Genomic DNA, 20,935 nt, shown 5'->3' on the forward strand with positions numbered 1-20,935 from the left:
GGTAAGAAACTCAGTGTTCAAGATATCAATCCACTGCGAATTCAAGCCGTGAAACTGCGGCTTGAAGGCAAAACACTCAAAGAAGTCGGTATGGCGACAGGCCTGTCCACGCCGACCATCATCGCCGCCCATAAAGCCTGGCAGCAAGGGGGATGGAACGCTGTCCCTGTGCGCGAGCGAGGTCGCAAACCGGGCGAAGGCCGCTCCTTGTCGGCCATGCAGGAGCAGGACATCTATGTCCAACTGGTCAGTACCCAGCCCTCCGACCATGGCCTGCCTTATTTGCTGTGGCAGCTAGAAGCCATGCAGCAGCTGATCTGTCAGCGCCAGCAGCTCGAGTTGCCCGAGCGCACCAACGCGCAATACCTGCAGCGCTGGAATCTCAATGCCGACCGCCCCGTCAAGCGCATGAAGCAGGCATCCCCTTCTGTGCAGCGCTGGTACGCCAGCACTTATCTGGACATTTGCGAGCAGGCAAGAAAAGAGAGCGCCAGCATTGTCTGGATCGACGATTTTGGCGCCCACAACAACTGCCCCGGACGCCTCAGGCACGGCATCCTGCGTGCAGTCGATAACCGCGGCAAGGTGTATTGGCAACCATATGAGGGCAGTTTGCGCGCCGCACATCTGGAAGATTTTTTTGATCGCCTCAGGCGCTCCAGTGACGGCAAGATCTTTGCCTTGCTTGCGGCCATGCAATGGCAGCGTGCAGCCACCTTTTCATCGCTGGCCAGCGACAGCCACGACCGGCTTCGCCTGTTTCATCTGCCTGCGGCCACAGAGATGCTCAGCCAGTCGAACGAACTGGCCAGCAGCATCTTGAAGACTGCGCAAGACGTATCGCTGGCGCCAAAGAACACCGCCGTCAGAACCCCAACGTCACCGAAGCTGGATCCTATGGCGAGCATGACCCGGCAACTTCTAAAACATCAATTCGCGCAAAGATTTGATTTAACGGACTCCTACAGTTGGCAACACCCAAAACAAAAAACCAAGGAGAAATCTGTGGTGCTGACTCATTTGCAGAGGCTGGAAGCCGAAAGCATTCAGGCCATGCGCGAGGTTGTTGCTGAGGCAGAGAACCCCGTCATGCTCTACTCCATCGGCAAGGACAGTGCGGTCATGCTGCACCTGGCGATGAAGGCCTTCTACCCGGCCAAACCTCCCTTCCCTTTGCTGCATGTGGATACGACCTGGAAGTATCAGGACATGTATCGCTTTCGCGATCAGATGGCTGCCAAGCTGGGCATGGACCTGCTGGTCCACATCAACCCTGAAGGTCTTGAAATGGGCATCAGCCCGTTCAAGCATGGCTCGCAAATTCATACCGACGTCATGAAAACCGAGGGTCTGAAGCAAGCTCTCGACAAGTATGGTTTCGACGCCGCCTTTGGCGGCGCACGCCGCGATGAAGAGAAGTCTCGCGCAAAGGAACGCATCTTTTCCTTCCGCTCGGACCAGCACCGCTGGGATCCCAAAAACCAGCGCCCGGAGCTCTGGCATCTGTACAACACGCGCAAGAACAAAGGCGAATCCATCCGGGTATTCCCGCTGTCCAACTGGACCGAGCTGGATATCTGGCAATACATCTATCTCGAAAACATTCCCATCGTTCCGCTCTATTTTTCAGCGCCTCGCCCAGTGGTGGAGCGAGACGGCACGCTGCTGATGGTCGATGACGAGCGCATGCCGCTCAAGAGTGGCGAAGTTCCCATGATGCGCAATGTGCGCTTTCGCACCCTGGGCTGCTACCCCCTGACGGGTGCGGTCGAATCCGACGCGAACAGCTTACCCAAGATCATCCAGGAAATGCTGCTGACCCGTACTTCGGAACGACAGGGCCGGATGATCGATCACGACTCGGCTGCATCCATGGAAAAGAAGAAGCAAGAGGGGTATTTCTGATGTCACATGTATCTGCACTCATCTCTGAAGATATCGAGAAATACCTGAAGTCACACGAGCAAAAAAGCCTGCTGCGCTTCATCACCTGCGGCAGCGTGGATGATGGCAAGAGCACGCTGATCGGCCGCTTGCTGTACGAATCCAAGATGCTGTTCGAAGACCAGATGGAAGCACTGGTCGCAGACTCCAAGAAAGTCGGCACGCAGGGCGGAGAGCTGGATTTCGCGCTGCTGGTTGATGGTCTGGCCGCGGAGCGCGAGCAAGGCATCACCATCGATGTGGCCTACCGCTTCTTCTCGACCGATCAGCGCAAGTTCATCGTGGCAGACACGCCTGGCCATGAGCAGTACACCCGCAATATGGTTACTGGTGCCTCCACCGCCGATGTGGCCGTGGTGATGATCGATGCGCGCCGCGGTATGCTGACGCAATCCAGACGCCATAGCTATCTGGCATCGCTGATCGGCATCCGCAAGATCGTGCTGGCCGTCAACAAGATGGACTTGATGGGCTACTCCGAGAAAGTCTTCAACGACATCGTGGCCGACTACCGCGAGTTCGCCAAGAAGATCCATCTGGAAGACATCACGGCCATCCCCATGTCTGCCTTGCGTGGCGACAACATCACCGAGCAAAGCGAGCATATGCCCTGGTACCGCGGCACCACGCTCATGGGCTATCTGGAGACGGTGGAAATCGACGAAGCGCGCCAGCAAAAGCTGCCGTTTCGCATGCCCGTGCAATGGGTCAATCGCCCCAATCTGGACTTTCGCGGTTTTGCGGGTTGCATTGCCAGTGGCCAGATTCACCCCGGAGACAGTGTCCGCATCCTGCCCAGCGGGCGGGTGACCAAGGTTGCGCGTATCGTCACCCAGGATGGTGATTTGCAACAGGCAGTTGCCGGCCAGTCCGTTACCCTGACTTTGGCTGATGAGGTGGACTGCAGCCGGGGCGATGTGATTGCGGTTGCGGATGCACCTTCCGATGTGGCCGATCAGTTCCAAGCCACGCTGATCTGGATGCATGAGCAGCCCATGCTCGGCGGCCGCCCCTATCTGATGAAGATCGGCGGCAAGACCGTTCCTGTCACCTTCGCAGCGCCAAAGTACAAGATCAATGTCAACACGCTCGAGCATCTGGCAGCCAAGGAGCTGGCACTCAATGAAATCGGTGTCTGCAATCTGTCCAGCAGCCAGCCTATCGCTTTCGATGCCTACAAGGACAATCGCGAAACCGGCAGCTTCATTCTGATCGATCGCCTGAGCAATGCCACGGTGGGTGCGGGACTGATCGACTTTGCGCTGCGCCGCTCGCAGAACATTCACATGCAGCATGTGAACGTGAACCAGGCTTCGCGCTCCGAACGCCTGCATCAAAAACCTGCCTTGCTATGGTTTACCGGTCTGTCGGGCGCTGGCAAATCCACGATTGCCAATCTACTCGAAACCCGTTTGCATGCGCGTGGCCGGCATACCTATCTGCTCGACGGCGACAACGTGCGCCACGGTCTCAATCGCGACCTTGGCTTCACCGATGCAGACCGCGTGGAAAACATTCGGCGCGTCGCTGAAGTGGGCAAGCTGTTTGTGGACGCCGGGCTGATTGCCATCACCGCCTTCATCTCACCATTCCAGGCAGAACGCGAAATGGCGCGCAAGCTGGTGAGAGATGGTGAGTTCCTCGAAGTATTCATCGACACACCGCTTGCCGTTGCCGAAGAGCGTGACCCCAAGGGCCTCTACAAGAAAGTGCGCCGTGGCGAGCTGAAGAACTTCACGGGGATCGACTCACCGTTTGAAGTGCCGGAGTCTCCGGACATTCATATCTCCACCCCCGAGATGACTGCGCAAGAGGCTGTAGACAAGATCATCGCCGAACTGGTGGCCCGCGAAATCATCGCCGCGGAAGACTAAAGCAACTGGATGAACTGTGGCGTTGCCAGCCTTTGCAACGCCCCTTTTTCTTCTTTCACCAACCGCACACAGCCACCACATGGCAATGCGCGGCACACAAAGAAAGCCAGATCATGGATACCCAAACCATTAATGAACAACTGCTAAGCGGCGAAACCTGGTCGCAGTTCTGCGATCACCTCAAACGCTGCGGCCAGCAGATTCTGCGTCCCGAAACCCCTGCCGACCCTGCAACGCGGGCAGAAGGCTATCGCTATCTGACCCGACTGCTGCGCATCGCGCTGGAGATGCATGTGGAATTCGCCGACCCGGCGTTTCCCAGCTTCTTCAAGACCTCGCACGAAACCGCCAAGATTGGTGCGGACAATCCGGACAACATCTACGAATACTCGCGCCTCAACGGTTCCATGAAGTACCGCATTCAGGGCAACCGGGGCAGTGTTTCCTACCTGAGTTTTTGCACGCAAAAAGGCGGCTATGAAACCGATGGCCGCATGGTCGTCACCGGGTTTATCGACGCTACACAGCTCAAGACTGACGAGAACGGCGACTTCGAACTCATCGTCAGCCGTGACCCGCAGCCGGGTAACTGGCTGCCCATGGAAGATGCCTCGGTGTCGCTGCTGGTGCGCCAGACCTTCATGGATCGCAAAAGCGAAGTGCCCGCCAAGCTCGCCATCGAGCGCATTGGCACCACGGACACCCCTGGCCCGCTGGACCCGCAAGTGCTGGCGCAGTCGCTGCGGCGCGTGACATCCTTTGTCGAAAACACCGCAAAGCTTTTTGCAGACTGGGCACAAAGCTATCAACCCCATAGCAATCAGTTGCCGCCAGCCGATCAGGCCTACTGCCAGTCCGTGGGCGGCGATCCCAATATCTTCTACTACCACTCGCATTGGGAACTGAGCGAGGACCAGGCCCTTGTCATTCATATCGACAAGGTGCCGGAATGCTCGTTCTGGAATCTGCAGATCAATAACTACTGGCTGGAGTCTTTGGACTACCGCTACCACCAGATCTGCATCAACAAGCATCAGGCGCAGTACGACGAGAGCGGCGGCGTCACTCTGGTGCTCAGTGAAAAAGACCCCGGCCTTGCCAACTGGCTACAGACAGCCGGTCTACGCCAGGGAACCATGTGCCTGCGCTGGGTTGGCGCCAAGGAGCAGTGCCACCCCACCACCAAAGTTATCTCGATAGACCAGTTGCTGGAGACTGTATGAATACCCCTGTGACACCCCAAACTCTGCACGTCGAAGAACTGCTGCATGCTGCACGTGAGCGTGCCCCAGGCCTCAAAGATTTTGGCAACGACAACTACCGGCAAGCGCTGGAAGTTCTGACGCGCGCCCTGAACACCGAGGCCAAGCTGTCAGCAACCGGCATTGTCATGATGCGCGAGAGACTTGTGGGTCAGCTGGTCAATCGCCTGCTCATGGAGGACTATCTCCAGCGCTTCCCAGAAATCTCGAAGATCGAGATCGAAGACCCCTTGGTTATCGTGGGCCTGCCGCGCACCGGCACCACCATGCTGCAACGAACACTGGCCGTAGACCCGCGCTTTTACTCTGTTGCCTGGTGGGAGACCCGCTACCCTGCACCACTGACCGGAGAAGGCCCGCAGGACTGCGAAAAACGCATCACCATGGCCAAAGCAGAGGTCGCTCAAACGATTGAGGCGATTCCCCAGATTCTGTCCATCCACCCCATGAGCGCCACGCTGTGCGACGAGGAATTCATGCTCATGGAGCATTCCTTTCTCTGCGCCATGGACGCTTACGCTGATGTGCCCAGCTACACCACCTGGCTCGATCAGCAGGATCAGCGCCCCGTTTACACCCAGCTCAAGAAGATGCTGCAGTTTCTGCAATGGCAAAAGAGCCAGCGCGGCGAGGCGCAGGGCCAGCGCTGGCTGCTCAAAGCCCCGCAGCATCTGCACACTTTGGAAATTCTGCTGTCCGTCTTTCCCCAGGCTCAGGTCATTCTGACCCATCGCGAGCCAGCGCAGACCATCCCGTCCATGGCCAGCATGGCGCATACGCTGTGGCAGATCTACAGCGACCAGCCCGACCCAAGCGCTGCAGGCCGCCAGTGGAACAGCCGCATGGCGCGTGGTATTCACCACACCATGCAGGTGCGCGAGCAGCAGGACAGCCGGCGCTTTCTGGATATCCACTTCTTGGACACCGTGGCCAAGCCCATGCAGGTGCTGGAGGCTGTCTATCAGTTCGCCCAGATGCCCTTCACCGAGAAAGCCCGCACCGATGCGCAGCAATGGCTTTCCAGCAATGGCCGTGAAAAACGTGCGGGACATGACTACAGCCTGGAGACCTTTGGCCTGAGCGAGCAGCAGATGCAACGCGACTACGCGCTGTATCGAGCCAGGCATCTGCAAAGCCAAAGCTAAGAGGTGGCGGCAGCTAAAAAATCATGTTCAGTCCGCGGCGCCCCGAGCGGTATTCGGCTGACAGCTGGCGCCAGTTCCTCATTGGCAGTGCTGATGGCTTCCATGACGCCCAAGGGGATGAAGAACTGTTGCGCCTGCGGCAGCAATACATGTCCGAATCCGAGGACCTCATCATGGACTTCAGCAGCCCGGACTGCATCATCCGCAGCTTTTATCAAGTCGGCCCCCAAGACCGGCTCATCACAAAAGGAGACAATACATATGTTGGACTTAGAAGCCATTGAGCTGATCAAACAGCTCAAGGCGCGCTACTTTCGCGCCATCGACACCTGCAATCTGGAGTTGCTGAGGGGCATGCTGACATCAGACATCAAGCTGGCTTTCAAAAGCCCTGCTTATGAATTCCATCTGGAAGGCATAGACAAGGCGCTGGACTTCTACAGAACCTCCTTCACCAAAACCCGCCTGGCCATGCACAACGGCCACACGCCGGAGATCGAGGTCAAGGGAGAGGAAGCTACTGCGCTCTGGTATCTGAACTACGTCTTCATCAACCTCGAAGAGAAAACACATATGCATGGCGGTGCGATCTATGAAGACCGTTATGTCAAGCGCGATGGCCGCTGGTGGATTGCAGAGACGGGCTACAAGACCTTGCTTGAAACCGTTGAGCCACTGAGCGAGCAGTTGCAGATCACCTCCAAGCCCATCAACTGAAGCGACATCCAAGATGACCAAAGCTGCCAACCTCGTCACTTCCATCAAGGTGGAAATCAATGCCCCCGCCAGCGTGGTCTGGGAAGTGCTGGCCGATCTGGAGAACTACCGCCTCTGGAATCGCTTCTGCCCCGACATCCGCTGCGGGCTCAAGCTCAATGACTTGGTCGAGATGAAAACACGTCATCCGCTGACGGGAGAAGTCTGGCCTGTCAATGAATACTTGGTCGCATTTGAGCCCGAGCAACTGCTGTCCTGGGAACAGCGCCCCGTGCCCGAAAACAAGGACGCAGCGCGCCGTGATCAATACATAGAAGCAATTGACGCCAACCGCTGCACCTACTTCACCACCGACCAGTTCCTGGGTCTGAACGCCGACACCATCATGCGCGAGCATGGTGCCTGGGTAAAGATCGCCTTTGACCAGGTCGCTGAGGATGTCAAGCACCGCGCGGAAGAGCTGCACTTTGCCCGCACCCGGGCTGCATTCTGAGAAAACCCCAGACTATAAATCCAAGGAGACCCATATGCTTCTGAAAGACAAAGTCATCATCATCTCTGGCATCGGCCCCGGCATGGGCATCAAGCTCGCCCTGCGTGCGGCGGAGTATCAGGCCAAAGCCGTGGTGCTGGCAGCCCGCACGCAGTCCATGCTGGATGAGACAGAGCAAGCGATTCGCGATGCCGGCCACTCCTGCGAGACGCTCAAGGTGTCCACCGATATCTCGCAGCCCGAGCAGTGCCAGCGGCTTGCAGAGCTAACCATCGCCAAGTTCGGCCGCATTGATGCATTGATCAACTCGGCCTATGCCCACGGGAGCTGGGGATCTTCTAGCAACTCCTCCATGGATGACTGGCGCAAGGTCATGGAAGTCAATCTCTACGGTTCCATGAACATGACCCAGGCCGTGGTGCCACAGATGAAAAAGCAAAAAGACGGCAGCATTGTGATGATCAACACCATGGCAACGCGCCGCCCCAACCAGCTCGAAGCCGGTTACGCCGTATCCAAAGGCGCGCTCAAGACCGCTGTGCAATATCTGGCAGAAGACCTTGGCCCCTTCGGCATCCGTGTCAACAGCACCTACAACGGCTGGATGTGGGGCGCACCGGTCAAAGGCTATTTCCAGGCGGAAGCCAAGCGCCAGGGCGTGCCCATGGAATCGCTGGTCAATGTAATTGCCCAGCAGATTCCCCTGCGCAACGAGATTCCCGACGATGCCGATTGCGCCTCTGCCGCGCTGTATCTGGCCAGCGACTATGCGCGCGTGGTGACCGGCGCCCAACTGGACGTCAGTGGCGGCCATTACCTGCCTCACTAAACTCCAGAGGAGAACCGCATGCAAACTCTTCTGGATATTGAAGAAATCAAACAGCTCAAGGCACGCTACTTTCGCGGCATCGACACCTGCAATCTTGAGCTTTTGAGAACCGTTCTGGCCGATGATGTCCATATCCGCTTCGACAGCCCGACTTACCAGTATGAGATCAATGGCATCAATGAAGCCATGATCTTCTACCGCAATGCCTTCACCCATAGGCGCTTTGGTATGCACAACGGGCACACACCGGAAATCCAGGTCAACGGTGACGCGGCCACCGGCATCTGGTACCTCAATGACCTGTTCATCAATCTGGATGAGCAGACCATACTCACCGGCAGTGCACTGTACGAGGACTGCTATACCAGGGTCGCCGGCCAGTGGCGGGTGCAGCGCACGGGCTACAAGCGACTGCTGGAGATGATTGAGCCCCTGAGCAGTGGTTGCCGCATCACATCGCAACCTATTACGAGCAGCTTATAGGTGACACCAGGATTGCGATTGGACTCTCCCTGAGCAGGTAGACAAGCCTAGGGGTAGTCCAATGCAGGTTGATGGACGAGCAGATGCAGAGCTTCGCTCATAAATACTTTGCTCCTATAAAGCGCTTTTGTGGAGCGCTTTTTGGTTCGACGCACATCGTGCTCGGTACGGCGATGCTTCGAGCTTGCACAAATCCAGGTTGAATTCGCATGAGTCTCGTTGTCATTCATTGCCTGGCTGAAAGGAGCGCGTCTTGAATGCCGCGAGGTCCTGCGCTGTATTGAGCCACTGAATCCACGGTCTGCAGCAATTTCTTGTGCAGGCTTGGCTTTCCGGCGATTTCCATCACTGAATGCGGCCACACGACACCTCGATTACCACTCTATGGCGGACAGGTGATCCAGTGACGGTTTTCAAGCAAGCAGCAGACGGTGGCTATCGGTTTCAGGTCCGGTGCCACTTCTCAACTTCAACGGATCAGTGCGAGATTGAGGCGCAAATTCAGTTTGCAGAGTGCTGTTCCAAGCTGCGCTTGAGTCAGCCAGCTATTTAGTCAACACCCGAGGCATCTCCTTGAATGTCAATTGACTTAATGAAATCTTAATGAAGGAATTGATGTAAAGCAACGAATCGAGAAGAACCTTGTTGCAAGTCAATTTTGTAGGTAATCTCGTGGCAAAGTTCGTTATCGGATCTCTATCGCCAAATCACGGATGCTCAGGCATCCAAGCCAAGGGGGATTGCTAATGACAGAACCTCAGCCTGAATCGACTCGTACCGAGGAGTTGCGTAGCTTCGCATTTCTCGCAGTTGTTATGGCACCTATATTGGCCGTTGTACTGATTGCGTCTTACGGCTTTGCGATCTGGTTTTATCAGATGATCATCGGTGGCCCTCCACATGCATGAAGAATCTGAGCCCATTGAAACTCATACCGACTTGCATATCACCAGCCTGGTTGTGCATGTGCTTCCTCAAGCATTGGCACAAGTAGCTGCTGGCATCGTCACGATCAAAGGCGCCCAAATACATGGAAGTCATCCGGCCGGCAAGTTGGTGGTGACCTTGGAAGCGCCCCATGCAAGGGAAATACTTGATTGCGTGTCTCAGATTGAGCTGCTCGATGGCGTAATCAACGCATCCCTGGTTTATCAGCATGTTGAGAACTGGCAGTCGCTAAACCAAGAGGTAACACATGACTAGCACTAGGCGTGATTTTGTCCGTCAATCTGCGGCCGCAGCCGCAGGTGCCGTTGCAGGCATACCCATAGAAGCTCTGTCCCAGGATGCAGGTGCAATGGCCGCCGATCTGAAGTGGTCCAAGGCGCCATGCCGCTTTTGCGGTACAGGTTGCGGCGTCATGGTGGCCGTCAAGGACAACCGCGTGGTGGCCACTCAGGGTGACCCTGAGGCCGAGGTCAACCGGGGGCTGAACTGCGTTAAGGGTTACTTCCTGTCCAAGATCATGTATGGCGGGGACCGTCTGACAAAGCCGCTGCTGCGCATGAAGAATGGTCGCTACGCCAAGGATGGCGAGTTCCAGCAGGTTTCCTGGGATACGGCCTTCGACGTCATGGCAGAGCAGTTCAAAAAGACGCTCAAGGCCAAGGGGGCCGACGCAGTGGGCATGTTCGGCTCCGGCCAATGGACGGTATGGGAGGGCTATGCAGCCTCCAAGCTGTTCAAGGCGGGCTTTCGCACCAATAACATTGATCCCAATGCACGCCACTGCATGGCCTCGGCAGTTGCCGGCTTCATGCGCACCTTTGGCATGGACGAGCCCATGGGTTGCTATGACGACATCGAGGCCGCGACTGCCTTTGTGCTCTGGGGCTCGAACATGGCGGAAATGCATCCGGTGCTGTGGACTCGCGTGACCGACAGGCGCCTGTCCACACCAGGCGTGAAGGTGGCCGTGCTGTCCACCTTCGAGCACCGCTCGTATGAGTTGGCGGATATGTCTCTGACCTTCAAGCCTCAGACCGATCTGGCCATACTCAATTACATCGCCAACCACATCATCACCACGGGCAGGGTCAACAAGGACTTCGTCTCCAAGCACTGCAATTTCAAGCTCGGCAACACCGATATCGGCTACGGGCTGCGTCCCGAGCACCCTCTGCAGAAGGCGGCCAAGAACGCCAAGGATCCCAACGGTGCCAAGTCCATCAACTATGAGGAATACGCCAAGTTCGTATCCACCTATACGCTCGAGTACACAACCAAGCTCACGGGTGTACCGGCCAACCGCCTCAAGGCCCTTGCCGAACTCTATGCAGACCCCAACAGCAAGGTGGTGTCGTTCTGGACCATGGGTTTCAACCAGCACACGCGCGGTGTCTGGGCCAACAACATGGTCTACAACATTCACTTGCTGCTGGGCAAGATCGCCACACCCGGCAACAGCCCGTTCTCACTGACGGGACAGCCGTCGGCCTGTGGAACGGCGCGTGAGGTGGGCACCTTCTCGCATCGCCTGCCTGCGGACATGGTGGTGACGAACCCAGAGCATCGAAAGACTGCGGAAACCATCTGGAAGCTGCCCGAAGGCACGATTCCCCCCAAACCCGGCTACCACGCCGTGGAACAAAACCGTGCGCTCAAGGACGGCAGGCTCAACGCCTACTGGGTGATGGTCAACAACAATATTCAGGCGGGTGCCAACCTGGCTCAGGAAGGCTATCCGGGCTACCGCAATCCCGACAATTTCGTGGTGGTCTCCGATGTCTATCCCACAGTCACGGCTGTGGCCGCCGACCTGATCTTGCCGTCGGCCATGTGGGTCGAGAAGGAAGGCGCCTACGGCAATGCAGAGCGCCGCACCCACTTTTGGCACCAGTTGGTCAAGGCTCCTGGTGAGGCGCGCTCCGACCTGTGGCAATTGATGGAGTTTTCCAAGCGCTTCAAGGTTGAGGAAGTCTGGCCCGAGGAACTGCTGGCCAAGAAGCCGCAGTTGCGCGGCAAGACCCTGTTCGAGGTGCTGTACCGCAACGGAAACGTGGACAAGTTTCCCTTGGCCGATATGGATCCAGCCTATGAGAACGAGGAAGCCAAGGCCTTTGGCTTCTATCCGCAGAAAGGTCTTTTCGAGGAATACGCCTCGTTCGGCCGTGGCCACGGCCATGATCTGGCACCGTTCGACCAATATCACAAGGTGCGCGGCATGCGCTGGCCCGTGATCAACGGCAAGGAAACCCTCTGGCGCTACCGCGAAGGCTCGGACCCCTATGTGAAGGCCGGTACGGGCTACCAGTTCTACGGAAATATCGACGGCAAGGCCAACATCTTTGCCTTGCCCTATGAACCACCAGCGGAGGCTCCGGACAAGGATTATCCGTTCTGGCTTTCCACGGGCCGAGTGCTTGAGCACTGGCACTCAGGATCCATGACCCGGCGCGTACCCGAGCTGCATCGTGCCGTGCCTAACGCACTGTGCTACATGCATCCTGACGACGCCAAGGCGCTGGGCGTGCGCCGCGGCAGCGAAGTGGAGCTGTCCTCGCGGCGTGGCTCCATGCGCACACGCGTCGAGACCCGCGGCCGCAACAAGCCACCGCGCGGATTGGTCTATGTCCCCTGGTTCGACGCCAGCCAGCTGATCAACAAGGTGACGCTGGATGCTACCGACCCGATTTCGTTGCAGACGGACTTCAAGAAGTGCGCTGTGAAGGTCACCAAGGTTTGACGAAAGAGAGGTTGACCATGAACTTCGTCCGCAAATTCGTCCGTCTTGTGGGCATGCTGCTTATGCTCAATATAGGTATGGCCTGGACGCCAGCCGCTATCGCGGAGACCTTTTATGACTCGGCGCGCGGCCCTACGCCCATCATGCAGGCGACCAAGCCACCAGTGCTTGGCAATGCCGTCAACGATGACGTGCGCCGCACGCGCAACTACACCTGGCAACCTCCCACGATTCCCCATCGCGTGGACGGCTATCAGGTAGACAAGAATTTCAACAAATGCATGGACTGCCACTCGCGAACCAAGGCCGAGATCTCGCAGGCCGTGCCAGTATCGGTCACGCACTATATGGATCGCGACGGGCGCATGTTGGGGCAGGTATCCACGCGACGCTACTTCTGCCAGCAATGCCATGTGGCCCAGGATGCCGTCCGCCCTCTGGTCAGCAACACCTTCGAAGACGTGGATACAGTGATTCTGAAGGCCCTGCAGTCCCAGTCGGGCAAGCCATCCAAGAAAAATTGACGCTGCGGCGCACGAGGTTCATCTATGTTGACACTTCTCAAGCGCTACTGGGCGGTGATCCGCCGCCCCAGCGTACATTTCAGCCTGGGCTTTCTGACCATCGGCGGCTTCATCGGCGGCATTCTCTTCTGGGGCGCGTTCAATACCGCCATGGAGCTGACCAATACGGAGAAATTCTGCACGGGTTGTCATGAGATGCGGGACAACGTGTTTGCCGAGCTCAAGAGCACGATCCACTACACCAACCGCTCGGGCGTACGCGCCGTATGCTCCAACTGCCATGTGCCGCACGACTGGACCGACAAGATCGCTCGCAAGATGCAGGCCTCCAAGGAAGTGTGGGGCAAGATCTTCGGAACGATCGACACGCCTGAAAAGTTCGAAGCCAAGCGGCTGGAGTTGGCGCAGCACGAGTGGGCTCGCTTCAAGGCCAACGATTCGCTGGAGTGCCGCAACTGCCATAACTACGACTCCATGGATATGACACGGCAGAGTTTGCGTGCACAGAACATGCACAGCACCTATTTGGCCAGCAAGGAAAAAACCTGTATCGACTGCCACAAGGGCATTGCCCATAAGCTGCCTCACATCCCTCCTGGACAGGGCCCAAGCGACACGCCAGGTCAGAAAGTGCCGGGGCCAGCTGAGGCTTCAGTTGCGTCGGTGCAATAGCGGGATGAATGGCTTGGGTACGGCTGCTTCCAGATTTCTTTGCATATCCGGCCTGGGTTGTGTACGCGGCGGCCGGGTGGTGCTGCGCGATCTGGGCTTGGAACTCGGTGGCGGTCAGCTGCTGATGCTCAGAGGTCATAACGGCGCGGGCAAGAGCAGCCTGCTGCGTTGTCTGGCCGGCCTTCTGCCATGGCGCACTGGCAGCCTCCAGTGGTGCGGCGGCACGCTGTCCCCTCAGGATCCTGCCTACCAGCGGCAACTGGCCTATATGGGACATCAGGCAGGAATGAGCGACGCCTTGACAGGGATGGAGAATCTGCGCTTTGCGCTGAATCTGATGGCAGTGAGCTGGAATGAAGCACGTGTTCATGCCGTTTTGCAGGCGTTGTCGTTGACGGAAGTCGTCGCACGGCCTTTTGGCCGACTGTCCCAGGGACAGCGTCGGCGCTTGGGACTCTCCCGTGTCTTGCTGGGCGAGCGTCCGCTGTGGTTGCTGGACGAACCCGACAACTGTCTGGATGGTCAGGGCGAACAATATCTGGGCGAGGCACTGGAGCAGCATCTGGCCTCTGGAGGAATGGCTGTGGTGGCTTCGCACCGCAACCTGGTGCTGCCGACGCCCCGGGTGTCGGTGCTGGATTTATCCCGCTCCGTGATCACGACGGCAATGAATGAGCAGGTGGCCGTTTGCTGATAGCTGTGTGTGCAAGAGAGTTGAAGTTGGCCGCTAGAAGGCCTTCCGATGCATTGGGCGGGCTGTTCTTTTTCGTGCTGGTGGGCAGTCTTTTCCCCTTGGCCTTGGGGCCGGACGCGCCCCTGCTGAGGCAGATTGCGCCGGGCATTGTGTGGGTCGCAGCCTTGCTGGCCGTGCTGCTGGGGCAGCACCGGCTGTTCGAGAGCGACATGGCCGACGGGTCGCTGGAGCAGTGGTTGCTGGCGCCGGCGCCCCTGCCGCTGCTGGTGGGACTCAAGGTGGCCACGCACTGGTTGCTGGGCGTGTTGCCATTGTTGCTTGTGGCTCCCTTGCTGGGCTGGCAGTACGGCCTGGATGGGACGGTGGTCGGCATTCTGCTGGCATCGCTGGCTCTGGGAACGCCCAGCCTGTGCCTGCTGGCTGCTCTGGGCGCAGCACTGACACTGGGTGTGCGGGGGCAGTTGTTGCTGGCTCTGGTGGTGCTGCCGCTGAGCGTGCCCATCCTGATCTTTGGCAGCCATGCCGTGGCCCAGGCGCAGCAAGGGCTGAGTGCAGCGCCTGCTCTCAATCTGCTGGGAGCCTGCCTGTGCCTGGCGCTACTGGCCGGCCCTTGGGCTATCGCCGCGGCCTTGCGCCTCGCGCTGGAGTGATATGAGTTCCCTTACTTCCAATGCATCACCGACGCCTGCAGCAGGGTCCAGCGGCCGCAAATGGCGCCAACTGACCTCGCCCCCGATTTTTTACCACTGGGCGGGCCGAGTCTGGCCCTGGATGGCTGTGCTGGCTGCCGTGTTGGCTGCCGCGGGTCTATGGGTCGGATTTGGACTGGCACCTACGGATCACCAACAGGGCGAGGTCTACCGCATCATCTTTTTGCATGTGCCGGCTGCCTGGATGTCCATGTTCATCTACCTGGTGGCAGCGCTCCATGCTGCCCTGGGGTTGATTTACGGCACCCGTCTTTCACCCCTGCTGGCAAGGGCACTGGCACCTACGGGTGCGTTGTTCACGGCCATCGCCCTGTGGACCGGGGCTGCCTGGGGTAAGCCGACCTGGGGAGCCTGGTGGGTATGGGATGCCCGTCTGACGTCGGAGCTGATCCTGCTGTTCCTGTATCTGGGCTATATGGCCATGGTCTCGGCCATAGAAGATTCGCGTCGGGCCGATGGCGCTGGCGCCATCGTGCTGCTTGCTGGCGTGGTCAATGTTCCCATCATCTATTTCTCGGTTCAGTGGTGGAGCACCTTGCATCAGGGCGCAAGCATTCGCATGGATACAGCTCCCAGCATGACGCACACCATGCTGGCCGGCATGCTTCTGATGGCGCTGGCTTGCTGGGCCTATACGCTGGCCGTTGCACTAGTACGAGCACGTTGCCTGATTCTGGAGCGAGCCCGCGAGGAGAGTCTGTAATGCATGATCATGCTTTTTTCATTGCTCTGGCCTACGGTGTGAGCGCGATGGCTCTGGGTATCGAGTTGGTCAGCATTTATGTGCGCAGCCGTCGGCTGAAGGCTGAAGCCTCATCCGGACTCGCAACCTGGGAGAACCCATGAAGCCGCGCCAGCGTCGCCTACTGTGGGTGTTGGCAGGACTTGCGCTGGTGACCGTAGCCGTCGCACTGGTGCTGCGAGCACTCAACTCCAATGTGATGTTCTTCTACAGCCCCAGCCAGGTTCACGCGGGCGAGGTTCCGCATGGTGCAGCCTTTCGCCTGGGTGGCCTGGTGGAGCCTGGCTCACTGCAGCGCAGCGGCGACGGAATGCTGCTGCGCTTTGCAGTGACCGATGAAGTGCGCAGTGTGCCTGTGCAGTATCGGGGATTGCTGCCCGACCTATTCCGCGAGGGCAAAGGTGTGGTGGTATCGGGCCGTATGCAGGCGGACGGAGCCTTCCATGCCTCCGAGGTGCTGGCCAAGCACGACGAGAACTATATGCCGCCCGAAGCGGCCCATGCATTGAAAAACGCCGCCGGCAAGCCGCCAGAAAAATCTGCCGGGGATGACACTGTCAAGGAAACCGGCCAGGACAGGCCCGGCACCGTCTCCAGCGGAGGCCGCACATGATCGCTGAACTCGGTGTGTTCGCTCTGGTACTGGCCCTGGTCACGGCAGTACTGCTGGCGGTGCTACCACTGGCCGGTGCCCACTGGGGAGTGGCGGGTTGGGTAAAGCTGGCCCGGCCTGCAGCCTTTTTGCTATGCGCATTGTGCGTGCTGTCCTCGGCCAGCCTGTTCTGGTGCTTCTTGCGCGAAGACTTCTCGGTGCTGTATGTGGCGGCCAATTCGCACAGCGACCTGCCCATGGCCTACAAGCTGGCAGCTTTCTGGGGTGGGCATGAAGGCTCCATGCTGCTGTGGCAGCTCATGCTCTCTGGCTGGACCCTGGCGGTGGCCTGGCGCAGCCGAGACCTGCCGCCGGCCTTCGTGGCGCGCGTGCTCGCCGTGCTGGGCTGGATCAGTGTAGGCCTGCTGCTGTTCCTGCTGTTTCTCTCCAATCCGTTTACGCGCCTGATCCCCGCAGCTGCCGAAGGCAAGGACCTCAATCCCTTGCTGCAAGACCCCGGCATGGTGCTGCATCCGCCGCTGCTGTACATGGGCTATGTGGGCTTTGCCGTGCCTTTTGCGTTCGCGCTGGCGGCACTGATCTCGGGCGAGTTGGGTGCTGCCTGGGCACGCTGGTCTCGCTCCTGGACGCTGGCGGCCTGGGGCTTTCTGACGCTGGGCATTCTGCTGGGCAGCGCCTGGGCTTACTACGTGCTGGGCTGGGGCGGCTGGTGGTTCTGGGATCCGGTGGAAAACGCCTCTTTCATGCCCTGGCTGGTGGGAACGGCCCTGCTGCATTCGCTGATAGTGACCGACCAGCGCGGCGCCTTCCGCAGCTGGTCCGCCCTGCTGGCCATCTGCGCCTTTTCACTGAGCCTGCTGGGTACCTTTCTCGTGCGCTCAGGCGTACTCACCTCGGTTCATGCCTTTGCCGTAGACCCAGGTCGGGGGCTCTTCATCCTGTGCTTCATCGTGGCCGTGGTGGGTGCCTCACTGTGGCTGTTCGCCTGGCGCGCACCGGAGCTAGGTCGCGGCTCCGGGGAATTTGCCATGCTCTCGCGCGAAACTTTCTTGCTGATCAACAACGTGCTCTTCACCGCTGCTGCGCTGGCGGTGCTCATAGGTACGCTGTACCCGCTGGTGCTCGATGTGCTGAGCGGTGAGAAGATCTCCGTTGGGCCGCCGTACTTCCAGGCCGTCTTTTTACCCTTGGTACTGCCGGCACTGGCACTGATGGGCGTGGGCACGGTGGCGCGCTGGAAGAGCAGCCTGGTTGGCGAGCTGTGGCGGCGCCTTCGCGTAGCCCTCGTGCTGAGCCTTGCCTGCGCGGCGGTGCTGGCACTGGCAGGCGGCTGGATGGGGGTGCGCCTTTCCCCGGCCACCTTGCTGGGCCTGGCCCTGGGCCTGTGGTGCCTGCTCAGCACACTGGCCCATATCTGGCAGCGTCTGGGGCAAGGCCTGGAAATCGGCCATCTGGGTCAGCGCCTGTCGCGCCAGCCCTGGGGCTGGTGGGGCATGCTGATGGCCCATGCCGGTGCGGGCGTGTTCGTGCTAGCGGTAAGCCTGGCCGACGGGCTGGAGAGCCGGCACGAAACCACGCTGGCTCAGGGTGAAACTGCCGAGGCGGGTGGCTACCGCTTCCGCTTCGACAGCCTTGGTCCAGCCGCCGGCCCCAACTATGACGCGCAGCGTGCCCAATTCACCGTCAGTCGAGCGGGGCTGGACAGCTGGAGCATGTTTCCCGAGAAGCGGGTTTACCGTGCCCAGGGCATGGCGCTGAGCCAGGCCGCCATTGACAGCGGCTGGACACGCGACGTTTTCGTGGCCTTGGGCGATCCACTGGACGATCAAGGCCTGCGCTGGACCGTGCGCCTACAGGTCAAGCCTTTCATGGACTGGGTCTGGATAGGCACACTGATGATGGCGCTGGGCGCAGGACTGAGCCTCATGGACCGGCGCTTTCGTACAGCCAAGCAGCGAGCGCACCGCCAGTCCGGCGCTCCGGCCCTGCAAGGAGCTGCCTGATGCGCTTTGTCCTGCCCCTGGCAATATTTTTAGGCCTGGCCGTCATGCTCGGGCTTGGCCTTCAGCGTGACCCACGGGCCCTGCCTTCGGCGCTGCTGGAGCAGCCCGCACCGGCCATAGACCGCCCTCTGCTCGAAGACCCGCAGCAAATCCTCCAACTGCAGGACCTGCGAGGCCGGGCATGGTTGCTCAATGTCTGGGCCTCATGGTGCGCACCCTGCCGACAGGAGCTACCCGTATTGGCCGAACTCTCGAAGCGCGACGCGGTCGCCGTCTACGGCCTGAACTACAAGGATCAGCCGGACAAGGCTCGCGCGCTGCTGCGAGTGGCGGGCAACCCCTACCGAGCCTCAGCCATCGACGGCGATGGCCGCGTGGGCATGGACTTCGGCATCCAGGGAGTGCCGGAAACCTTTGTCATTGACGGCCAGGGCCGCGTGCGCTATCGCCATGTGGGCCCGGTAACCGCAGAAATATGGCGCGATCGGCTGCTGCCAGTCATCAGGAGTCTCCAATGAAACCGCGAAGCACCGGTGCAGCCGGCATAGCGGCCTTGCTGGCCTGCATGGCAATGCTGGCCCAGGCTGGGCAGACCGCTCGGGACCAGGAACTGCTGGATCGTGAAATGGCGCTGGCCGCTCAGCTTCGCTGTGTCGTCTGCCAGAACCAGACCGTGGCCGAATCGCGTGCCCCCATGGCCGAGGACATGCGCCGCGAGATCCGCAGCCAGCTCGAGCAGGGCCATAGCAATGAGCAGGTGATCAACTTCTTCGAGCAGCGCTATGGCTCCTTTGTGCGCTACAACCCGCCTTGGAAGCCATCGACCTGGTTGCTGTGGAGCAGCCCGTTCCTTGCCGCGCTGGGCGGCTTTGTCCTGCTGCGGCGCACACTGCGCCACAGGAGCATGCCGGACGAGCAACTCACGCCGCAGCAACGCGACCGTGCACGTCAATGGCTGGATACGACCTCGAAGGAGGAACGCCAATGAGCGCCATGCACTGGTTGTGGCTGGGTGCCATAGTCCTGATGATGCTGAGCCTGGCGGTACTGCTGCCGCCTCTGCTGGCCGAGGTCCCATTGCCCGCCGGCGATCCTGATGAAGCTCTGCGCCGCCTCTACCAGACCCAGTTGGCCGAGTTGAAGCTGGAGCGCTCAGGCGGGCGCCTGAGCGAGACCGACCATGCTCAAGCGGTCGAAGAACTTCAGCGGCGTCTGCTCAGCGAACTGGACAGACCACGGACATCGGTTGCCTGGCGCCAAAGTCCATGGCTGCGCCGTGGCAGCGCACTGTTGTTGGCGGTGCTGCTTCCTGTTGCCGCGTTCGCTTTGTACCTGCAGGTGGGCGACCCCAAGGCTGCAGCGCAACTGGCGCAGGAGCAACCCGGCGTGCACGGAGACGGTGCGGGCGATACACAGGTGCAGGCCATGGTGGACGGGCTGGCCCGGCGCCTTGAAGAGCAACCCCAGAACCTGCCTGGCTGGGTGATGCTGGCCCGCTCCTATGAAACTCTGGAGCTCTTTGACGCTGCGGCCCAAGCGTACCGGCGGGCTTTGCAGGAGGCGCGGCGTAGCGCGATGGATGAGGAAGTCCAGGCGAGGTTATGGGCCGATCTGGCCGACGCGCTGGCATCGGCGCAGGGCGGTGATCTGGATGGCGAAGCCGGCAAGGCCATAAAGCAGGCACTGATGTTGCAGCCCGATCAACCCAAGGCCCTGGCACTTGCAGGGAGTGCCGCCGCGCGCCACGGCAAGCTGGATGAGGCACAAAAGAACTGGCAAGCCCTGCTGCGCCAGTTGGAGCCAGGATCGGACATGGCACTGCGAGTGCAAGATGATCTGCTCAAGCTGGAGGCTTTGGTGTCTGAAGACAGTTCGACTAGCACTGCCAGGACTGCGGCTGTCTCCAAAAGCCGCCTGAGCGGAGAATTGCGATGGACAGCCTCCAAGGCCAATCCATCAGAACCAGCCCGGTTGGCCAAGGCTCAGGTCTTTGTCGTGGCTCGCGCCGACGGTCACCCCCGGCCTGTGGCTGTGCTGCGCCTGCCTGCGACCTCCCTGCCGGCACATTTCACGCTGGGACCGGAGAACCTGCTCGATCCCGCAGTTTCGATGTCGTCATTCCCGGAGCTACGTTTGCAGGCGCGGCTGTCGCTGGACGGCCAGGCCATGCCACGAGCAGGAGATATCTACAGTCAGTCGTTCTCGGTGACTCCCGGCTCCTCGAACTTGCTGCTGGAATTGAATCCGGCTTTCTAGCAAGCGTGTCTGAACTGCAGCCAGTCAGGCAGACAACGTGTGTTTTGGCACCTCCGGGAAGGCATTGCGCCGTCATGTGAAGTGACAGCAAATCGGAAGACGGAGTCAAGAGCAGCCATGGAGCGAGGGGCGGCTCAATCCTGAACCACTACTGCGCTCTGGACGATGATCGGGATGCGTGATCTGAACACAGGCAGAAATCAACCGACAGGTGCGAAAAAATGTCTGCTTGAATGCCGTTCTCCGCGAACGACTTCATACCGACAAAACAAAAATGCCCGCTTTTCAG

The 20,935-nt window shown here is 59.5% G+C and carries 23 protein-coding genes; 22 read left to right on the plus strand and 1 reads right to left on the minus strand.

Going from position 1 to position 20,935, the window contains the following annotated elements:
- The first annotated feature begins 906 nt into the window (after nucleotides 1-906).
- The 4 genes from cysD (at nucleotide 907) to CTATCC11996_RS20215 (ending at nucleotide 6,225) form a co-directional block, all read left to right on the plus strand.
- Nucleotides 907-1,905: a sulfate adenylyltransferase subunit CysD gene (gene cysD, locus CTATCC11996_RS26020; protein WP_256682786.1), complete on the plus strand. Its 999-nt coding sequence runs from the start codon at nucleotides 907-909 to the stop codon at nucleotides 1,903-1,905.
- Nucleotides 1,905-3,818: a sulfate adenylyltransferase subunit CysN gene (gene cysN / locus CTATCC11996_RS20205; RefSeq protein WP_003079772.1), complete on the plus strand. Its 1,914-nt coding sequence runs from the start codon at nucleotides 1,905-1,907 to the stop codon at nucleotides 3,816-3,818. Before cysD ends, cysN begins: the two co-directional genes overlap by 1 nt.
- A gap of 113 nt (nucleotides 3,819-3,931) precedes the next feature.
- The gene (locus CTATCC11996_RS20210) at nucleotides 3,932-5,041 is read left to right on the plus strand and encodes a DUF1214 domain-containing protein (RefSeq protein ID WP_003079775.1); all 1,110 of its coding nucleotides are present in this window, start codon (nucleotides 3,932-3,934) and stop codon (nucleotides 5,039-5,041) included.
- On the plus strand, nucleotides 5,038-6,225 hold the full coding sequence (locus tag CTATCC11996_RS20215) for a sulfotransferase family protein (RefSeq protein WP_003079778.1): 1,188 nt from the start codon (nucleotides 5,038-5,040) through the stop codon (nucleotides 6,223-6,225). Before CTATCC11996_RS20210 ends, CTATCC11996_RS20215 begins: the two co-directional genes overlap by 4 nt.
- Here the strand turns inward: CTATCC11996_RS20215 and CTATCC11996_RS25740 are convergent.
- Nucleotides 6,222-6,506, minus strand: coding sequence for a hypothetical protein (locus CTATCC11996_RS25740; RefSeq protein WP_157999253.1), 285 nt, complete (start codon nucleotides 6,504-6,506; stop codon nucleotides 6,222-6,224). The genes CTATCC11996_RS20215 and CTATCC11996_RS25740 overlap by 4 nt on opposite strands.
- Between CTATCC11996_RS25740 and CTATCC11996_RS20225 the strand changes: the two genes are divergently transcribed.
- The 18 genes from CTATCC11996_RS20225 to ccmI all read left to right on the plus strand — a co-directional run bounded on the left by CTATCC11996_RS20225 (nucleotide 6,487) and on the right by ccmI (nucleotide 20,646).
- Nucleotides 6,487-6,942 carry a nuclear transport factor 2 family protein gene (locus CTATCC11996_RS20225; RefSeq protein WP_003079786.1) on the plus strand — a complete coding sequence of 152 codons (456 nt, stop codon included), beginning with the start codon at nucleotides 6,487-6,489 and terminating at the stop codon, nucleotides 6,940-6,942. The genes CTATCC11996_RS25740 and CTATCC11996_RS20225 overlap by 20 nt on opposite strands.
- 13 nt (nucleotides 6,943-6,955) lie before the next feature.
- Nucleotides 6,956-7,435 carry an SRPBCC domain-containing protein gene (locus tag CTATCC11996_RS20230; protein ID WP_003079789.1) on the plus strand — a complete coding sequence of 160 codons (480 nt, stop codon included), beginning with the start codon at nucleotides 6,956-6,958 and terminating at the stop codon, nucleotides 7,433-7,435.
- Nucleotides 7,436-7,469: 34 nt separating this feature from the next.
- Nucleotides 7,470-8,264, plus strand: a complete 795-nt coding sequence (locus tag CTATCC11996_RS20235; RefSeq protein WP_003079791.1) for an SDR family oxidoreductase — start codon at nucleotides 7,470-7,472, stop codon at nucleotides 8,262-8,264.
- Between the two features lie 18 nt (nucleotides 8,265-8,282).
- Complete coding sequence (locus CTATCC11996_RS20240) at nucleotides 8,283-8,747, plus strand: nuclear transport factor 2 family protein (RefSeq protein ID WP_003079795.1); 465 nt, start codon at nucleotides 8,283-8,285, stop codon at nucleotides 8,745-8,747.
- Between the two features lie 746 nt (nucleotides 8,748-9,493).
- On the plus strand, nucleotides 9,494-9,655 hold the full coding sequence (gene napE, locus CTATCC11996_RS25210) for a periplasmic nitrate reductase, NapE protein (protein WP_003070148.1): 162 nt from the start codon (nucleotides 9,494-9,496) through the stop codon (nucleotides 9,653-9,655).
- Nucleotides 9,648-9,950 (plus strand): chaperone NapD, encoded by a 303-nt coding sequence (locus tag CTATCC11996_RS25215; protein ID WP_223305786.1) that lies wholly within the window; start codon nucleotides 9,648-9,650, stop codon nucleotides 9,948-9,950. Before napE ends, CTATCC11996_RS25215 begins: the two co-directional genes overlap by 8 nt.
- The gene (gene napA, locus CTATCC11996_RS20250) at nucleotides 9,943-12,432 is read left to right on the plus strand and encodes a periplasmic nitrate reductase subunit alpha (RefSeq protein ID WP_034349747.1); all 2,490 of its coding nucleotides are present in this window, start codon (nucleotides 9,943-9,945) and stop codon (nucleotides 12,430-12,432) included. The genes CTATCC11996_RS25215 and napA overlap by 8 nt, the downstream gene beginning before the upstream one ends.
- 17 nt (nucleotides 12,433-12,449) lie before the next feature.
- Nucleotides 12,450-12,956 carry a nitrate reductase cytochrome c-type subunit gene (locus tag CTATCC11996_RS20255; protein ID WP_003079803.1) on the plus strand — a complete coding sequence of 169 codons (507 nt, stop codon included), beginning with the start codon at nucleotides 12,450-12,452 and terminating at the stop codon, nucleotides 12,954-12,956.
- A gap of 24 nt (nucleotides 12,957-12,980) precedes the next feature.
- Nucleotides 12,981-13,628 carry a cytochrome c3 family protein gene (locus tag CTATCC11996_RS20260; protein WP_003070157.1) on the plus strand — a complete coding sequence of 216 codons (648 nt, stop codon included), beginning with the start codon at nucleotides 12,981-12,983 and terminating at the stop codon, nucleotides 13,626-13,628.
- Between the two features lie 4 nt (nucleotides 13,629-13,632).
- Nucleotides 13,633-14,322, plus strand: a complete 690-nt coding sequence (ccmA, locus tag CTATCC11996_RS20265; protein ID WP_042437855.1) for a heme ABC exporter ATP-binding protein CcmA — start codon at nucleotides 13,633-13,635, stop codon at nucleotides 14,320-14,322.
- Complete coding sequence (ccmB, locus tag CTATCC11996_RS20270) at nucleotides 14,316-14,972, plus strand: heme exporter protein CcmB (protein ID WP_172590543.1); 657 nt, start codon at nucleotides 14,316-14,318, stop codon at nucleotides 14,970-14,972. Before ccmA ends, ccmB begins: the two co-directional genes overlap by 7 nt.
- A gap of 1 nt (nucleotide 14,973) precedes the next feature.
- Entirely contained in the window at nucleotides 14,974-15,735 is a 762-nt protein-coding gene (gene ccmC / locus CTATCC11996_RS20275; RefSeq protein ID WP_199406934.1) for a heme ABC transporter permease CcmC, read from the plus strand.
- Nucleotides 15,735-15,878: a heme exporter protein CcmD gene (gene ccmD / locus CTATCC11996_RS20280; protein ID WP_003079811.1), complete on the plus strand. Its 144-nt coding sequence runs from the start codon at nucleotides 15,735-15,737 to the stop codon at nucleotides 15,876-15,878. The genes ccmC and ccmD overlap by 1 nt, the downstream gene beginning before the upstream one ends.
- Nucleotides 15,875-16,387: a cytochrome c maturation protein CcmE gene (ccmE, locus tag CTATCC11996_RS20285; RefSeq protein ID WP_003079813.1), complete on the plus strand. Its 513-nt coding sequence runs from the start codon at nucleotides 15,875-15,877 to the stop codon at nucleotides 16,385-16,387. The genes ccmD and ccmE overlap by 4 nt, the downstream gene beginning before the upstream one ends.
- The gene (locus tag CTATCC11996_RS20290; protein ID WP_003079814.1) at nucleotides 16,384-18,390 is read left to right on the plus strand and encodes a heme lyase CcmF/NrfE family subunit; all 2,007 of its coding nucleotides are present in this window, start codon (nucleotides 16,384-16,386) and stop codon (nucleotides 18,388-18,390) included. The genes ccmE and CTATCC11996_RS20290 overlap by 4 nt, the downstream gene beginning before the upstream one ends.
- Nucleotides 18,390-18,908, plus strand: coding sequence for a DsbE family thiol:disulfide interchange protein (locus CTATCC11996_RS20295; protein WP_003079816.1), 519 nt, complete (start codon nucleotides 18,390-18,392; stop codon nucleotides 18,906-18,908). Before CTATCC11996_RS20290 ends, CTATCC11996_RS20295 begins: the two co-directional genes overlap by 1 nt.
- The gene (locus tag CTATCC11996_RS20300; protein WP_003079818.1) at nucleotides 18,905-19,378 is read left to right on the plus strand and encodes a cytochrome c-type biogenesis protein; all 474 of its coding nucleotides are present in this window, start codon (nucleotides 18,905-18,907) and stop codon (nucleotides 19,376-19,378) included. The genes CTATCC11996_RS20295 and CTATCC11996_RS20300 overlap by 4 nt, the downstream gene beginning before the upstream one ends.
- Nucleotides 19,375-20,646: a c-type cytochrome biogenesis protein CcmI gene (ccmI, locus tag CTATCC11996_RS20305; protein ID WP_003079820.1), complete on the plus strand. Its 1,272-nt coding sequence runs from the start codon at nucleotides 19,375-19,377 to the stop codon at nucleotides 20,644-20,646. The genes CTATCC11996_RS20300 and ccmI overlap by 4 nt, the downstream gene beginning before the upstream one ends.
- The last annotated feature ends 289 nt before the right edge of the window (nucleotides 20,647-20,935 follow it).

Origin of the sequence: Comamonas testosteroni ATCC 11996, from assembly GCF_000241525.1 — a bacterium.
GTDB classification, from domain to species: Bacteria; Pseudomonadota; Gammaproteobacteria; order Burkholderiales; family Burkholderiaceae_C; genus Comamonas; species Comamonas testosteroni.

Coding starts and splice junctions, on each gene's coding strand:
- CTATCC11996_RS20240 (WP_003079795.1), top strand. CDS start 8,283: ATGCAAACTCTTCTGGATATTGAAGAAATCAAACAGCTCAAGGCACGC.
- CTATCC11996_RS25215 (WP_223305786.1), top strand. CDS start 9,648: ATGCATGAAGAATCTGAGCCCATTGAAACTCATACCGACTTGCATATC.
- CTATCC11996_RS20290 (WP_003079814.1), top strand. CDS start 16,384: ATGATCGCTGAACTCGGTGTGTTCGCTCTGGTACTGGCCCTGGTCACG.
- CTATCC11996_RS20210 (WP_003079775.1), top strand. CDS start 3,932: ATGGATACCCAAACCATTAATGAACAACTGCTAAGCGGCGAAACCTGG.
- CTATCC11996_RS20300 (WP_003079818.1), top strand. CDS start 18,905: ATGAAACCGCGAAGCACCGGTGCAGCCGGCATAGCGGCCTTGCTGGCC.
- napE (WP_003070148.1), top strand. CDS start 9,494: ATGACAGAACCTCAGCCTGAATCGACTCGTACCGAGGAGTTGCGTAGC.
- CTATCC11996_RS25740 (WP_157999253.1), bottom strand. CDS start 6,506: ATGGCTTCTAAGTCCAACATATGTATTGTCTCCTTTTGTGATGAGCCG.
- cysD (WP_256682786.1), top strand. CDS start 907: ATGACCCGGCAACTTCTAAAACATCAATTCGCGCAAAGATTTGATTTA.
- CTATCC11996_RS20255 (WP_003079803.1), top strand. CDS start 12,450: ATGAACTTCGTCCGCAAATTCGTCCGTCTTGTGGGCATGCTGCTTATG.
- napA (WP_034349747.1), top strand. CDS start 9,943: ATGACTAGCACTAGGCGTGATTTTGTCCGTCAATCTGCGGCCGCAGCC.
- CTATCC11996_RS20295 (WP_003079816.1), top strand. CDS start 18,390: ATGCGCTTTGTCCTGCCCCTGGCAATATTTTTAGGCCTGGCCGTCATG.
- CTATCC11996_RS20260 (WP_003070157.1), top strand. CDS start 12,981: ATGTTGACACTTCTCAAGCGCTACTGGGCGGTGATCCGCCGCCCCAGC.
- CTATCC11996_RS20225 (WP_003079786.1), top strand. CDS start 6,487: ATGTTGGACTTAGAAGCCATTGAGCTGATCAAACAGCTCAAGGCGCGC.
- ccmD (WP_003079811.1), top strand. CDS start 15,735: ATGCATGATCATGCTTTTTTCATTGCTCTGGCCTACGGTGTGAGCGCG.
- CTATCC11996_RS20230 (WP_003079789.1), top strand. CDS start 6,956: ATGACCAAAGCTGCCAACCTCGTCACTTCCATCAAGGTGGAAATCAAT.
- ccmC (WP_199406934.1), top strand. CDS start 14,974: ATGAGTTCCCTTACTTCCAATGCATCACCGACGCCTGCAGCAGGGTCC.
- CTATCC11996_RS20215 (WP_003079778.1), top strand. CDS start 5,038: ATGAATACCCCTGTGACACCCCAAACTCTGCACGTCGAAGAACTGCTG.
- cysN (WP_003079772.1), top strand. CDS start 1,905: ATGTCACATGTATCTGCACTCATCTCTGAAGATATCGAGAAATACCTG.
- ccmI (WP_003079820.1), top strand. CDS start 19,375: ATGAGCGCCATGCACTGGTTGTGGCTGGGTGCCATAGTCCTGATGATG.
- ccmA (WP_042437855.1), top strand. CDS start 13,633: ATGAATGGCTTGGGTACGGCTGCTTCCAGATTTCTTTGCATATCCGGC.
- CTATCC11996_RS20235 (WP_003079791.1), top strand. CDS start 7,470: ATGCTTCTGAAAGACAAAGTCATCATCATCTCTGGCATCGGCCCCGGC.
- ccmE (WP_003079813.1), top strand. CDS start 15,875: ATGAAGCCGCGCCAGCGTCGCCTACTGTGGGTGTTGGCAGGACTTGCG.